12 protein-coding genes are annotated in these 13939 nt (G+C 60.0%); 4 read left to right on the top strand and 8 right to left on the bottom strand.

Annotation, left to right across the window (positions count from 1 at the left end; all coding sequences use genetic code 11):
• Nucleotides 1–34 precede the first annotated feature (34 nt).
• A complete protein-coding gene (gene rarD / locus KG088_RS02600) occupies nt 35–976 on the bottom strand; it encodes an EamA family transporter RarD (RefSeq protein WP_213823936.1) in 942 nt (313 codons plus the stop codon).
• Between the two features lie 217 nt (nt 977–1193).
• Here rarD and KG088_RS02605 point away from each other — a divergent pair, with 217 nt between their 5' ends.
• Nucleotides 1194–2009 (top strand): amidohydrolase, encoded by an 816-nt coding sequence (locus KG088_RS02605; RefSeq protein WP_213823937.1) that lies wholly within the window; start codon nt 1194–1196, stop codon nt 2007–2009.
• Entirely contained in the window at nt 2009–2713 is a 705-nt protein-coding gene (locus KG088_RS02610; protein WP_213823938.1) for a pseudouridine synthase, read from the top strand. The genes KG088_RS02605 and KG088_RS02610 overlap by 1 nt, the downstream gene beginning before the upstream one ends.
• A gap of 4 nt (nt 2714–2717) precedes the next feature.
• Here KG088_RS02610 and KG088_RS02615 read toward each other — a convergent pair whose 3' ends face one another.
• From KG088_RS02615 to gloB, 7 genes are all read right to left on the bottom strand, one after another.
• Nucleotides 2718–4472, bottom strand: coding sequence for a sensor domain-containing diguanylate cyclase (locus KG088_RS02615; protein ID WP_213823939.1), 1755 nt, complete (start codon nt 4470–4472; stop codon nt 2718–2720).
• 165 nt (nt 4473–4637) lie between these two features.
• Nucleotides 4638–6239, bottom strand: coding sequence for an ABC transporter ATP-binding protein (locus KG088_RS02620; protein WP_213823940.1), 1602 nt, complete (start codon nt 6237–6239; stop codon nt 4638–4640).
• Nucleotides 6229–7323 carry an ABC transporter permease gene (locus KG088_RS02625; protein ID WP_213823941.1) on the bottom strand — a complete coding sequence of 365 codons (1095 nt, stop codon included), beginning with the start codon at nt 7321–7323 and terminating at the stop codon, nt 6229–6231. The genes KG088_RS02620 and KG088_RS02625 overlap by 11 nt, the downstream gene beginning before the upstream one ends.
• A 4-nt stretch (nt 7324–7327) precedes the next feature.
• Nucleotides 7328–8401: a microcin C ABC transporter permease YejB gene (locus KG088_RS02630; protein WP_213823942.1), complete on the bottom strand. Its 1074-nt coding sequence runs from the start codon at nt 8399–8401 to the stop codon at nt 7328–7330.
• A gap of 85 nt (nt 8402–8486) precedes the next feature.
• On the bottom strand, nt 8487–10322 hold the full coding sequence (locus KG088_RS02635) for an extracellular solute-binding protein (RefSeq protein WP_213823943.1): 1836 nt from the start codon (nt 10320–10322) through the stop codon (nt 8487–8489).
• A gap of 123 nt (nt 10323–10445) precedes the next feature.
• Nucleotides 10446–11630, bottom strand: a complete 1185-nt coding sequence (locus KG088_RS02640) for a transglycosylase SLT domain-containing protein (protein ID WP_213823944.1) — start codon at nt 11628–11630, stop codon at nt 10446–10448.
• Nucleotides 11631–11711: 81 nt separating this feature from the next.
• Nucleotides 11712–12479: a hydroxyacylglutathione hydrolase gene (gloB, locus tag KG088_RS02645; RefSeq protein WP_213823945.1), complete on the bottom strand. Its 768-nt coding sequence runs from the start codon at nt 12477–12479 to the stop codon at nt 11712–11714.
• A 232-nt stretch (nt 12480–12711) separates the two neighbouring features.
• Here gloB and KG088_RS02650 point away from each other — a divergent pair, with 232 nt between their 5' ends.
• Both KG088_RS02650 and rnhA read left to right on the top strand, forming a co-directional pair.
• Nucleotides 12712–13446, top strand: a complete 735-nt coding sequence (locus KG088_RS02650) for a class I SAM-dependent methyltransferase (RefSeq protein WP_250148032.1) — start codon at nt 12712–12714, stop codon at nt 13444–13446.
• On the top strand, nt 13439–13909 hold the full coding sequence (gene rnhA / locus KG088_RS02655; RefSeq protein ID WP_213823947.1) for a ribonuclease HI: 471 nt from the start codon (nt 13439–13441) through the stop codon (nt 13907–13909). The genes KG088_RS02650 and rnhA overlap by 8 nt, the downstream gene beginning before the upstream one ends.
• The last annotated feature ends 30 nt before the right edge of the window (nt 13910–13939 follow it).

Here is a 13939-nt window from a genome sequence, read left to right on the forward strand (position 1 = left end):
GTGTGCCGGGCGCCTCACAACGAGAGGCGACCGCTTAGCGACGCTGCTGTTGCTGAGGTGATGCCCCCGCGGGTGCCTGGAGCGTACGCGCTCGCTCGCTCCAGGCCGACCAGGAGTAGAGTGCCAGACCCACCCAGATCAGCAGGAAGGTGCCAAGTTGCACGGACGATAGCGGCTCATTGAACACCAGTAGAGCGATGAAGAACTGAATGGTTGGGTTCAGGTACATCAGAAAACCCAGGGTGGCAAGACGCAGACGCCTGGCGGCACCGGCGAAGGCGAGCAGCGGCAGTGCGGTAATCACGCCGCTGGCGATCAACAGCATCGTGGTGCGTGAGTCGGCGAAGAAGTGCGAAAGCTCGGCCTGTGAAAGCCATGTCAGGGCCATGAGCGCGAGTGGCAGCAACAACAGGGTTTCAACGAACAAACCCGAAAGTCCGTCGAGCGGGACTTGCTTGCGCAGCAGCCCGTAGGTGCCGAATGACAAGGCTAGCGTTAGGCTAATCCAGGGGATTTTGCCCAGCATGAGCAACTGCAGGGCGATGGCCAGGGTGGCCAAGGCAACCGCTACGGCCTGAAGTCGATGCATCCTTTCGCGCAGAATCAACATACCCAGTGCCACGTTGACCAGCGGTGTCAGGAAGTAACCGAGGCTCGCTTGCAGGACTTGTCGCGTCTCCACCGAATAAATGTAGAGCCCCCAGTTGATGGCGATCAGAACGGCACAGCCAAGCACGCGTCCCAGTCGGCGAGGTTCCCGTAGCGCTACCCGAATCGGCTTCCAGCGTCCCATCAGCGTGACCAGGCCCACCAGGAACAAGCACGACCAGGTCACACGATGAATGAGTATCTCGTAGGCGGGCACGGCATCGAAGAGGGCAAAGAACAGCGGAAAGCAGCCCCACATGACGTAGGCAATGAGCCCGAAAGCGACGCCCTTGCCGGCTTCGGGAATGTTAGTAGAGGGAGCAGACATGCCGTGTCCATCAGCGAAAAGGGTAATCTACCACACGATGCCCTTACCTGGATGAATGGCCTCATAGGAAGGCTTCTACTTGAAAGTCCGGACGAGCCGACGAGAGGGCTGCGCGATGCGCCCGGGTCGGTTACGCTGGATGTTGATCCCTGCATACCATAAGACATACCCCCATACTCCATACTCCGCGACCTGTTATGCCGATAGGAGCTCTTCGATGAGTGAGCTGAGAACCACCTTGGTGCAGTGTGACCTGCGCTGGGAAGACCCCGACGCCAACTGTCGGATGCTGGAAGACACATTGGGAGACTTGGGTGCCAGCGACACCGACCTGATCGTGTTGCCGGAGATGTTCGCCACCGGCTTCACCATGAATTCCCAAGAGATGGCCGAACCCATGGAGACGAGCACCGCGGTGGCATGGCTGCAGGCCCAGGCGCGTCAGCGTGGCTGTGTCGTCACCGGCAGCGTGGCGGTAGTCGAGGATGGCAACTATTATAATCGACTGGTCTGGGCACGGCCCGACGGCAGCCGCGCGACCTACGACAAGCGGCACCTCTTTCGCATGGCGGGCGAACATGAGCGTTACGGCATGGGTCACGAGCGAGTGATCGTCGAGCTCAAGGGCTTCCGAATCCTGCTCAGTGTCTGTTATGACCTGCGCTTCCCGGTATGGCTACGCCAGCAGCCCGGCCCGGATGAGCATTTCGAATACGACCTGCTGCTGTGTGTGGCCAACTGGCCGGCGCCGCGTCGCCATCCCTGGCGTATCTTGCTACAGGCTCGCGCGATCGAGAACCTGTGCCCGGTGATCGGCGTCAACCGTGTCGGGGAAGACGCCAAGGGACTCGCCTATGCCGGCGACTCGATGCTGGTGGACTTCAAGGGCGAGGCAATGCTCGATGAGCCGCCCGACCAACCCTTCGTTCGTACCGGTCGGCTTTCCCGGGATGCGCTGGACGCCTTCCGCGAGAAATTCCCGGCTTGGCGGGATGCCGATCATTTTGGCCTCGCCGACGGTGTGGGGTACTGATGCGCCTGGATCGTTTTCTCGCTGAGACCACTGAATTGACGCGCAGTCTGGCCAAGAAGGCCATGCACCGTGGTGAGGTTTGCGTGAACCACGAAATCGTCAAGAACCCAGCGACCCAGGTCGATACCGAGCATGTGGTGACCTGGAATGGGGAGCGATTGTCGCTGGTGGGGCTGCGTTATGTGATGCTCAACAAGCCGTCGGGGGTCGAATGCACGGCACGTCGAGGGCTTTATCCGCGAGTGGTGGATCTTATTGACCTGCCCAAGGTGGAGCGTCTCCAGCCAGTAGGCCGGCTGGACGTCGATACCACCGGATTGTTGCTGTTGACCGATGACGGCCAGTGGTCGCATCGGGTGTCATCACCGAAACGGCGTTTTGGCAAGGTCTACCAGGCGAGCCTGGCCGAAGCGCTGACAGGTGAGGCCCTGGAGCAGACCGTCGAGCGGTTTGCTCAGGGCATTGAGCTTGAAAGCGAGGAGATGCCAATGCGCCCGGCCGAGCTTGTCATGCATACCGATACCGAAGCGCAACTGACCCTCTACGAAGGCAAATATCATCAGGTGAAGCGTATGTTCGCGGCTGTCGGCCATCACGTAATGGCTCTGCATCGGGAGACGATAGGGCCACTTTCGCTCGACGCATCATTGGCACCGGGCGAATGGCGCGAACTTGACGCATCGGAGATCGCCGCGTTCAGCTAGCATTTTACCCAGCAACAGAGGCGACATAGGTTTCGCTGCGATCGCGGCCGGCGTGCTTGGCCCGGTACAGGGCCTGGTCGGCGAGCGTGACCAATTCGCTAGGGTCACGGGTGTGCTGCGGATAGGCCGCGATGCCGCAGGACAATGTGACCTCGTCCAGTGGTGTGTCGAGGTGTCGGAAGCGCCTGCCACGGATGGCAAACAGCAGCGCCTGCACGCGTGCCTCTGCGCGTTGTGCCGTAGCGCCCGGGAGTACCACGACGAATTCCTCGCCGCCCAGGCGGCAGACAACATCCGCATCGCGAAAATGCTCGCGTAGCAAGGCGCCCACTGAGGCCAATACTGCATCGCCGGTCTCGTGGCCATGGCGATCGTTGAACTGCTTGAAATGGTCAATATCGAGCATGACGAGGGCGAGTGGTGTGCGTTCACGGCGCGCCGAGGCCGACTCGTGAACCAGCAATTCCTCGAAGTGACGTCGGTTCTTCAAACCGGTGAGCGGATCCTGATACGAGTAGTCCCTAAGGGTGTCCACCAGTGTTTCCAGTTCCTGGGTTCTGGCAGCTACTTCCTGCTTGAGCTCGCGATTCAGGCGCTGGATTTCACGTTGCGTTCTTGCATAGTCAGCGAGTGAAATTATCACCATGGTGAGGGAAAACCCCAGCGCGCCAAGGCTTACGGGAATCCGGCGCCAGGAGAGCAGGCCATGAGCGACGGCCATGTCGGCGATCAGCAGCAGGCTAAAGAAACCGCTGGCTGTGATAATTGCCTTCTGTTCGAGTGAAAGGTGACGAAACAAGACCAACACTGGGCCGAGCATGATAATCAGGCTGACTACCAGAAGGGCATCGAAGGGTGGGTAAGTGGTCGACAGATCCACGACACCCGACAGCGATAGCCCCAGTGCAAGAACCGCATAAAGCAGGTGACCCTGCCAGAGTCGCCGCATGACCCACGAATACCGCCCCTCCAGCCAATGTTCCAGCAGCAGTGCCAGTGCGACTGGCAGCAGGAAGTAGCTGCCGGCGGCGAGTGTGTCCCAGAAAAGGGGCGCTTCGAAAAGCAGCTGGCTGGCCTGCGATTCGGCCAGGATCATCAATCCCGAAGCCAGGGAAAACAGGCCGATGGCAGCGAAGCTGCGCCGGTTGGTCTGGAGCAGGGCAAAAAAGAAGGTGAGCAAGGCGATCAGCAAGGAAAAACCACTGATCGCCAGGGCTTTGGCGGATCGCTCGAGGATATAGACGAACAGCTCGGGGCGCTCCATGAGCTTGACCTCGCCCCACAGGCCGATATCGGTGTAATCGGAAAAAACCCGAAAATACAATGTACTGTTGCCGAAGTCTTCGGGTAGCTCGATCAGGTGCCAAGGCCAGCCTTCGAAACGTCCCCGGCCGTCCTGGTCGAAGGCGCCGTACTGGTAGATCAGGTCCGATTCCAGATAGACCTGCACGATCAAGTCGACGCTGAAGATATACACCACCGGATCACGCCAGTCGCCCTCCGGCAGGGTGATGCGAAACCAGGCATTTTGACGTTCGTCACGACCCGGCGGGTTGGAAGGAAAGCCGATGGGTTGCCATGCCTCATCGACAGCTTCCTGGGTCCAGACAAGGGTGCCATTCTCGTCGAGGGGGGAATCTCCCCAACGATATTGCCAGCCGCTTTCGAGGTCGGTGGTAGTGGCGCCTGCCTGCAACGGCACGCTTATCGAAAGGCAGAATACCAAGGCCCACAATAGCGGGGGGAGGGATGAACGCATGATGAGCCATGACCGGCTTGCAGATCGCTGGTATTATTATAAGGCAAACCTAAAACTCTGTCCCCTTATTCGATATAGGGAACTACTGGCCATCAAGTAAAATTATACCGTTATCTTTCATTAAATATCAAAAAGTGAAACTTATTGAACAATTTAAAGAATAGGTTAAACAGCAGTTCGTGTGCTGAGGGAGAGTCCAGCCGCCTTAACGAGAGCGCGAGTATAGTCGGTAGTTGGGCGCTCGAGCACAGCCAGACATTCACCCTGCTCGACGACTTTTCCTTCCTTCAACACCATCACACGATGCGCCATCGCATGGATCACCGCCAGATCATGACTGATGAATAGATAGCTCATTCCCCGACGAGCCTGAAGATCACGCAACAGTTCGATCAATTGTTTCTGCACGGTACGATCCAGCGCCGAGGTGGGTTCGTCCAGCACGAGCAGTTCCGGCTCGAGAATGATAGCCCGCGCGACGGCAATGCGCTGACGCTGCCCACCAGAGAACTCATGGGGGTAGCGCGAGGCGCAGTTTTCCGGCAGGCCGACTTCACGGAGCGTGTCCTGGACCCGGCGGATGACGTCGGCTTCCTTCAGCTCGGGAAAATGAAAGCGCAGGCCCTCGCTGATGATCTGCGATACCGGCAGGCGGGGTGACAAGGAGCCATAGGGATCCTGAAAAACCACTTGAAATCGGCGGCGAAGCTGGCGCAGCGGCTTGCCGGTCAGTTGGTCGAGCCTTGAGCCTTCGAACTCGATCCCGCCCGTTGACTCGGTCAGACGCAGCAATGCCAATGCCAGTGTGGTCTTGCCGGAGCCGGACTCGCCAACGATGCCCAGGGTTTCACCGGGCGACAGCGTCAGATCCAATGGGCAAACCGCTTCAAAGGGCGCCGGGCGGCGGCTGAAAAGCCTTTTAGGCCGCTGAAAACTGACACCGAGTTGGCGAGCCTGTAGCAATGGCGACACGCCGGGAATCGCAACCGGTCGGCCCTCGGGTTCGGCATCGATCAGCAGTCGAGTGTAGGTACTGCGCGGCTGACGAAATACCTCGCCGACCTCGCCGGTTTCCTGTTCACGCCCCTGGAAGAGCACGCAGACACGGTCGGCATGGCGACGCACCAGGTTAAGATCATGGGTAATGAACAGCATTCCCATGCCGTGATGGTCGCGTAGCTCAGCGAGCAGAGCCAGGATTTCCTGCTGTACGGTCACATCCAGGGCGGTGGTCGGCTCATCGGCAATCAAGAGTTCCGGCTCGTTGGCGATGGCCATAGCAATCATTACGCGCTGCCGTTGTCCCCCGGAAAGCTGGTGCGGCCAGACATCAAGCAATTCCTCGGCGCGTGGCAGCTTGACCTGTTCGAGCAATTCGCGGCTGCGTCGCCGGGCTGCCTTGCCCGAGAGCCCCTGATGCAGGCGCAAGGTTTCGCCAATCTGCTTGTCGATGGTTTGCAGCGGGTTTAGCGAGGTCATCGGTTCCTGGAAGATGAAGCCGACCTGCCCCCCGCGCAGGCCACGCCAACCTCGCGCCGACAGCGTCGTAAGATCAGTATCGCCTAACCGGCGCTCGCCGGTGACCCGGGCGTTGGAGGGCAGTAGATTCATCGCCCCGAGCGCAGACACCGACTTGCCGGAACCCGACTCGCCCACCAATGCCAGCGTCTCGCCGCGTCCAACGGTAAGCGACAGCTTGTCAACGACATTGATACCGTCGAAAGCGATGGACAGGTCATCGAGGCGTAGCAGTGGCTCAGCAGGCATCGCGAGGTTTCCTTGTCGCCCCGGCGGTGGGGTCGGGGCTGGCGGAGTACTGAATATGGCGTGGGTCGAAGGCGTCACGCAGCCCTTCGCCGATGAACACCAGCAGCGAGAGCATCACCGACAGCGTAATGAAGGCGGTGATGCCCAGCCAGGGAGCCTGCAGGTTGTTCTTGCCTTGAGCTACCAGTTCCCCCAGCGAGGGCGACCCCGGCGGCAATCCAAAGCCCAGGAAGTCGAGGGCCGTCAGCGTAGTGATCGCCCCGGTGAACAGAAAGGGAATAAAGGTCAGGGTCGCGACCATGGCGTTGGGCAGCACGTGACGCCACATGATCAGCCGCGAGGGCAGGCCCATGGCTTTGGCGGCGCGGACATATTCGAGATTGCGGGCGCGCAGGAACTCGGCGCGCACCACATCGACGATGCCAAGCCAGGAGAAGAGCAGCATGATACCCAGTAGCCACCAGAGATTGGGCTCCACCAGGCTCGCCAGGATGATCAGCAGGAACAGCATGGGCAGTCCCGACCAGATTTCGGTGAAGCGCTGCCCGATCAGGTCCACCTTGCCGCCGAAGTAACCTTGAATCCCGCCGGCGAGCACGCCGAGTACCAGAGAGCCGGCAGTGAGGATCAACGCAAACACTACCGAAAGACGAAAGCCATAGATCACCCTGGCGAGTACATCGCGGCCCTGGTCATCGGTGCCCAACCAGTGGCGAAAACCCGGCGGCGAGGGGGCCGGATGATCGAGCTCCATGTCGAGGGTTTCATAGGAGAAGGGAATGGGAGGCCACAGCATCCAGCCATTGGCCTCGATCTCATCGCGGACATAGGGGTCGCGATAGTCGGCGGCACTCGGCAGGAAGCCGCCGAACTCGGTATCTGGATAGTCCACCAGCAGTGGCAGGTACCAGTCGCCCTGGTATTGCATGACGATAGGCCGATCGTTAGCGATAAGCTCGGCGACAAGGCTAAGGAGAAACAGCGCAGCGAACAACCACAGCGACAGCCGGGCACGCCGGTTCGCACGAAATACTGCCAGTCGGCGGCGGGTAATGGGGGAGAGCGTGGGCGACAACAGGGACATGGGCTCAAGACTCTCGGGTTTCGAAATCGATTCGCGGATCCACCCACACATACGTTAGATCCGAGATCAGTTTCAACACGAGCCCGATCAGGGTGTAGAGGTAGAGGGTGCCGAAAATGACGGGATAGTCGCGCTGCATCACCGCCTCGAAGCCTAGCAAGCCGAGGCCGTTCAGCGAGAAGATGACCTCGATCAATAACGAACCGGTGAAGAAAATGCCCACCAGCGCGGCGGGAAGCCCGGCGATGATAATCAGCATGGCGTTGCGGAACACATGACCGTAAAGCACCCGGCTGTCGCTTGCTCCCTTGGCCCTGGCAGTCAGCACGTATTGCTTGTGGATTTCATCCAGAAAGCTGTTCTTGGTCAGCATGGTCAGGGTGGCGAAGCTGCCGATCGCCGAGGCGATCACCGGCAGCGTGATGTGCCAGAGATAGTCCTTGACCTTCCCCCAGGCGGAAAGCTCGTCGAAGTCCGGCGAGGTAAGCCCTCGCAGCGGGAAGACATCCCAGTAACTTCCGCCGGCGAACAGGACAATCAACAGGATAGCAAACAGAAACCCCGGGATAGCATAGCCGACGATCACCAGCCCCGATGACCAGACATCGAAACGTGACCCATGGTGAAGCGCCTTGCGAATGCCCAGCGGTATCGATACGAGATAGACCACGAGGGTGGTCCAAAGTCCGAGAGAGATGGATACGGGCAGGCGGTCCAGCATCAGGGTGATGACCTTCTCATCGCGAAAGAAACTCTCACCGAAATCGAAGGTGGCATAGTCTGCCAGCATGCCCAGGAAGCGTTCGTGAGGCGGCTTGTCGAAGCCGAACTGTTGCTCGAGCTCGACGATGAGGTGCTCGGGAACGCCACGGGCGCCACGTGAATCGCCACTTGCCGCCGCATCGCCACCGCCACCCTCCATTCGGGTGCTGGCCTGACTCGAGAAACCCTCGAAGCGAGCCAGCATCTGGTCGATAGGCCCGCCCGGTGCCGCTTGCACAATGATGAAATTGAGCAGCAGGATCCCCAGCAGGGTGGGAATCATCAGCAGCAGGCGGCGCACGACATAGGCGGCCACGGCGTCTCCTTGGAGGCTATAAAGGTGATAGTGGATGCCCCTGGCTGGCTCGGCTCTCTTGGCTTAGCCCAGGAGCAAATACGGCTCAGCGGTTGCGCTGCCGGGCCTCAATGGTGGCTCCCCGCTCAGGGTCTACCCACCAGGCGGCCAGGTCCAGGGTGTACTCGGGGAAGGGCTCGCGCCAACCGAACTTATCCCAGATGGCGATTCGGGTCTGGCCTAGATGCCATTGGGGAATAACGTAGAAGCCCCAGCGCAGCACCCGGTCCAAGGCTTGCGCTGCCGTATCGAGAGCGTCTCGGGAATCGGCGGCAATCAGCTTATCCACCAAGGCATCGATCGCCGGGTCGGCCAGGCCAATAAGGTTGCGGCTCTGGGGCACATCGGCATAGGGGCTAGTCCAAAAATCGCGCTGCTCGTTGCCCGGATTCGCTGACTGGGGGAAGCTGCCGACGATGATATCGAAGTCGAAGCGGCGCAATCGGTTAAGATACTGGTTGACATCGACGACACGGATCCTGCCCTCGATACCCAGACGCGATAGATTACGTAGAAGTGGCTGGACCACGCGCTCGAACTGGGTGTCGAAGAGCAGCACTTCCAGTTGCAGAGGCTCGCCACTTTGCCCATCGACCAGCTTGCCGTCACGAGTCTCGTAGCCGGCTTCACGCAGCAGCTCCAGGGCCCGACCCAGACGAGGGCGCATTTCCTCGGGATGCTCGATGGGTAGCGGTTGTTCAAAGACTCGCTCGGGCAGGCTGTCGCGGTGAGGCTCAAGAAGCGCCAGTTCCGCTTCGCTTGGCAGTCCCTCGGCGGCCATTTCGGAATTGGCGAAGTAGCTTTCGGTGCGCTCGTAGGCGCCATAGAAGAGGTTGCGGTTGAGCCAGTCGAAATCGAAAGCCAGGTTCAAGGCTTCGCGTACCCGCACATCCTGAAAGGTCTCGCGTCGCAGGTTTATCACATAGGCCTGCATGCCCGCGGGCTGGCCATCGGGAATTTCCAGACGCTTCCCGAGCCCTTCTTCCAAGGCGGGAAAATCGTAGGCCGTCGCCCAGTTGCGGGCGCTGGACTCGATACGCATATCCAGGTTGCCGGCCTTGAATGCCTCGAGCGCGACGGTCTGATCGCGGTAATAATCGTAAACTAACCGGTCGATGTTATGACGGCCACGATTTACCGGCAGGTCCCGGCCCCAGTAATCCTTGACGCGCTGGTAAACGATGCGGCGGCCCGGGTCGACCTCGGCAATGCGATAGGGGCCCGAACCGAGCAGGGCATCACGCGTTGTCGCTTCGAAATCGCGCTCTTCCCAGAAGTGAGCCGGCAGGATCGGCAACTGGCCGATGATCAGTGGCAGCTCACGCGATTCGCTCTCGGCAAGATCGAAGTGGACGGTTTGCTCATTGACGGCGCGAACCTCGATGACGTCGTTATAGTAGGCGCTATAAAAGGGCTGGCCCTGCTCGGTCAGTGTCGTAAAACTGAAGACCACGTCGTCCGCGGTGACCGGTTCGCCATCGTGGAAACGCGCCTCAGGATGGAGGTCGAATTCGATCCATTGCCGGTCCGGGTCGAGGCGAATGCCCTGGGCGAGTTGGCCGTACATGGAGAAAGGCTCATCCGGATTCTGGGTGAGCAGCGTATCGTAAATTTCGGTCAGGTCGGTGGCGGGGGTGCCGCGAATGATGAAGGGATTGGTGGAGTCGAAGCTGCCGATGGAGGACCGTGTGAGCGTGCCGCCCTTGGGCGCTTGAGGATCGGCGTGAGGAAAATGCTCGAAGCCTTCGTCCAGGCCCGGCTCGCCGTAAAGGGCCAAGCCATGCACGGTGGGGACATCGGAAGGGTCGGCGGCCCAGGCGGACGAAATCAGCGCCGTGACAAGCAGGGCACTCGACAAGCAACAACGCGGGATGAACGGCATCACTGACTTCCTTGATCGAATCTACTCCCGGTCGATCCGGGATTCGTTATCGCCATAAGGTGTCAGGACGCCGTGTGCTTGTAAACCTTGGCCTGCAACGTCCTTGTCAACAATAGGATCGATTTAACGCGATGCAAGGCTTCGTTGAGGGATATCGAGCACTTGTCCCGACTGTATAAGGTTACTGTCCAGGCCGTTGTGGCGACGAAGCTCTTCCACGCTCACTCCTTGCCTTGAGGCGATGAGCGAAAGCGAGTCGCCGTTCTGGACGACATAGGAACCCTCGCTTGCCGTGTTGCTCGGGGGAGACCGACGGTTTTCCAATTGGCTGAGCAGCCTCTCCTTCCGGCCGTTGGGCACCAGCAGGACTCTGGTGTGGTTGGGATGCGCGTTGCCGCCAATCAGGCCCGGGTTGAGATCGGCCATGGTATCGAGCGATACCCCGGTAAGGCGAGCCGCCTCGGCAAGACCCAATGGCCGTGTCAGCGGAATACTGGCGAATCCCGGGTTTGCGTCTATCTCAGGAAGCGTCACCTGATAGTCGTCGGGGGCATCGATGATGGCCGCGATGGCCTTGAGCTTGGGCAGGTAGTGCATGGTTTCGTTGGGTAGCTGCAGGCTCCAGTAGTCGCCAGCTTCGCCGCGGGACAATGATATATTCCTTGCGCGGTTGACGGTGCCGGCGCCGGCATTGTAAGCGGCCAGCGAGAGCTGGATGTTGCCGTCATACCATTGATCGGCCTGAAGCTCGATATAATCCAGCGCGGCCCGGGTCGAGGTGACGACGTCGAGTCGCCCGTCATAGGCACCGTTGCGGCGCAGGCCCAAGGCATCCGCGGTCCCTGGCATGAATTGCCAGAGACCAGCAGCACCGCGATGGCTGCGCGCTCGCGGATCGAAGGAGCTCTCGATGAAAGGAACCAGCGCGATTTCGCCAGGTAGGCCACGCTCTTCAACCTGCTCTGTGATCCAGGCAAGCCAGGGGCGCGCTCGCTCGGAGATCTTGGCAACGTTCTGGGGGTTGGCCTGGTAATGGGTTATCCAGTGTTTGACACGCTCGTTGTGCGGCTGGTCTTGCCACTGGAAATTCGCACGTAAATGACTCCAGGCATCTTTCGGTTCCAGCGCCAGGGCTCCCCAGAAATGGCCGCCCACAAAAGGTGCGGTGTCATCCTGGGGGATGGCGTTACCACCGCCGGGGGGCAGGCTGGTAGATGCTTGACCATGCGTGAAGGTCAACAGCGAGCCGATCATTGCGGCGACGCTGGCGAACCCCATCATCCGTCGACGTGTGTTGTAATAGGTCATCGAGCAATAGCCTCTGGTCGCAAGCACAAGGGAGCATAGCCGGCTGGCAACGCTCCAGGGCTTGTGCCCATCGGGTAATGTTCAGAAATTGTCTTTCCATGCGCGCAGTGTGGCAAAGGTCGCCTCGCTGGTATCGGTGTTGCCCTGCGATGAGACAGCCTGGCGAACATGGTGATCATTACAGCGCAGGAATGGGTTTATGCGCTTTTCACGACCCAGCGTGCTGGGTAGCGTCGGGCGGTCGAGCTCACGTGCTCGCTGACATTCTTCGAGGGCGCTGGCCACATCGGCATTCCCCGGGTCTGCTGCCAGGGCAAACCGCAAATTGGCAAGCGTATATTCATGAGCGGCGAACACCATGGTGTCATCCGGCAGCAACGAGAGCTTGTTGATCGAGTCGTGCATTTGCGCGGGCGTCCCTTCAAAGAGACGACCGCAGCCTCCGCTGAAGATGGTGTCACCACAGAACAGCAAGGGGGGGATGCCGGCGGTGAAGAAAGCGATATGGTCGAGGGTATGACCGGGCACTTCATGGACTTCGAACAGCCGCCCCATGACACGGAACTCATCCCCCTCCCGAACCGATTGGTCGATACCCGCGATATCAGGATTGTCGGGGCCGATTACATGGGGTGAATAACGCTCGATCAGTTCCGCCAGACCGCCGGTATGATCTTGATGGTGATGGGTGATCAACACCGTGGATAACGTAAGATTCTCTCGCTCGAGAAGCCGGATAACCGGTCCGGCATCACCAGGATCAACCACGCAGACATCGGCATTGGCATCTTGGCGGAGCAACCATATATAGTTGTCGCCAAGCGCGGGAATCGGTGTCACGCTCAACATATGCAGGGTATCCAGTTCGGGGAATGGTATCCGCTCAGCCTCCCCGCCGCGGGAAAATGCTCGCTAGCGAAGAAATAACAGGTGGCACCTGGGTCGTGGCTAACGCGCATCGTGACCTAACCTTGCGGTTAATCGGAAAAATTTCAAAATCCTCTTACGTTATAGGGTAGCGCTCGACATGTCAACTACGTCGTCCACGCTAGAACTAGCAAGGCTCGTGCGCGAGGGGCGTATGTATTGGGCGAGTCAGTCAGGACAGGCTGTCCGCCAGGCTGAACGGGCCTGCCTGGGACCGGTCTGCGAGGGGGTCTTCGGTGCCCACAGCCTGGAACTCGGTATGGGCGTTACGATGGCCGATATGTGTCCGGTGCGTCACCCTATGCGCTGGGCACCCACCCGTGAACTTGCCGACGACGCCTCGACGCTGGTCTGTCAGCCTGATGCCTTGCCGTTACCGGACGAGTGCCTCAGTCTGGTGGTGATACACCATCTTCTCGAGGTGGTGCCCCATCCACACCATGCTCTGCAGGAAGCGGCCCGCGTGACCGCCGCCGAAGGTCGATTGATCATTTTCGGCTGGGCACCCTTGGGTCCCGGTGGCCTGAGCCGGGCTCTACCGAGACGCCGCCGCCGGCTGCCGTGGCGGGGCCACTGGCGTACGCCGGGTCGTCTTGGCGATTGGTTGGCGTTTGTCGATTTTGAAATCGAGCGAGTAGACTATTGTGGCTTTCATCTGCCCGGCAGTCTGCCGTGCAATGCCATGCTGGAAACTCTGGGTCGTCGCCACAATCTTCCATTGGGCGACAGCTACATGATTCATGCGCGTCGCAAGTCGCAGATTGTTCGGCCGCAAGGGGCTTCTCTTCCCTTCGCCCGGCCTTTGGGTACCTCATCGTTAGGAGGTGCGGCGAGACTCGGGCAGGCTCGCTCCGAGCACGAACTGGAAAGGACGACCGAGGGTGACTGATACACGAAAGGCTACAGACCTGCCCCGGGTGACGATCTATACCGATGGCGCTTGTCGCGGTAACCCCGGGCCGGGCGGGTGGGGCGCATTGATGGTCAGCGGGCGCCATGAAAAACCCCTCAATGGCTTCGAGGCGGTGACGACGAACAATCGCATGGAGCTGATGGCCGCCATCATGTCGCTGCGCGAGCTGAAGCGCCCCTGCCACGTCGAGTTGTGGACGGACTCCGAGTATCTGCGCAAGGGCATTACCGAGTGGATCCACAGTTGGATCAAGCGTGGCTGGAAAACCGCCGCTCGCCAGCCGGTCAAGAACGCCGAGCTATGGCGGGAGCTTCTGGAAGAGACCCATCGTCATCGCATCGACTGGCACTGGGTAAAGGGTCATAACGGCCATCCCGGCAACGAACGGGCCGATGCACTTGCCAATGCCGCCATCGATGCCAATCGGGCCCCGGCCTGAATCGTGACGTAGACTCATTTCCCGCTCTAC

Source organism: Halomonas jincaotanensis (assembly GCF_018448785.1).
GTDB classification, from domain to species: domain Bacteria; phylum Pseudomonadota; class Gammaproteobacteria; order Pseudomonadales; family Halomonadaceae; genus Halomonas; species Halomonas jincaotanensis.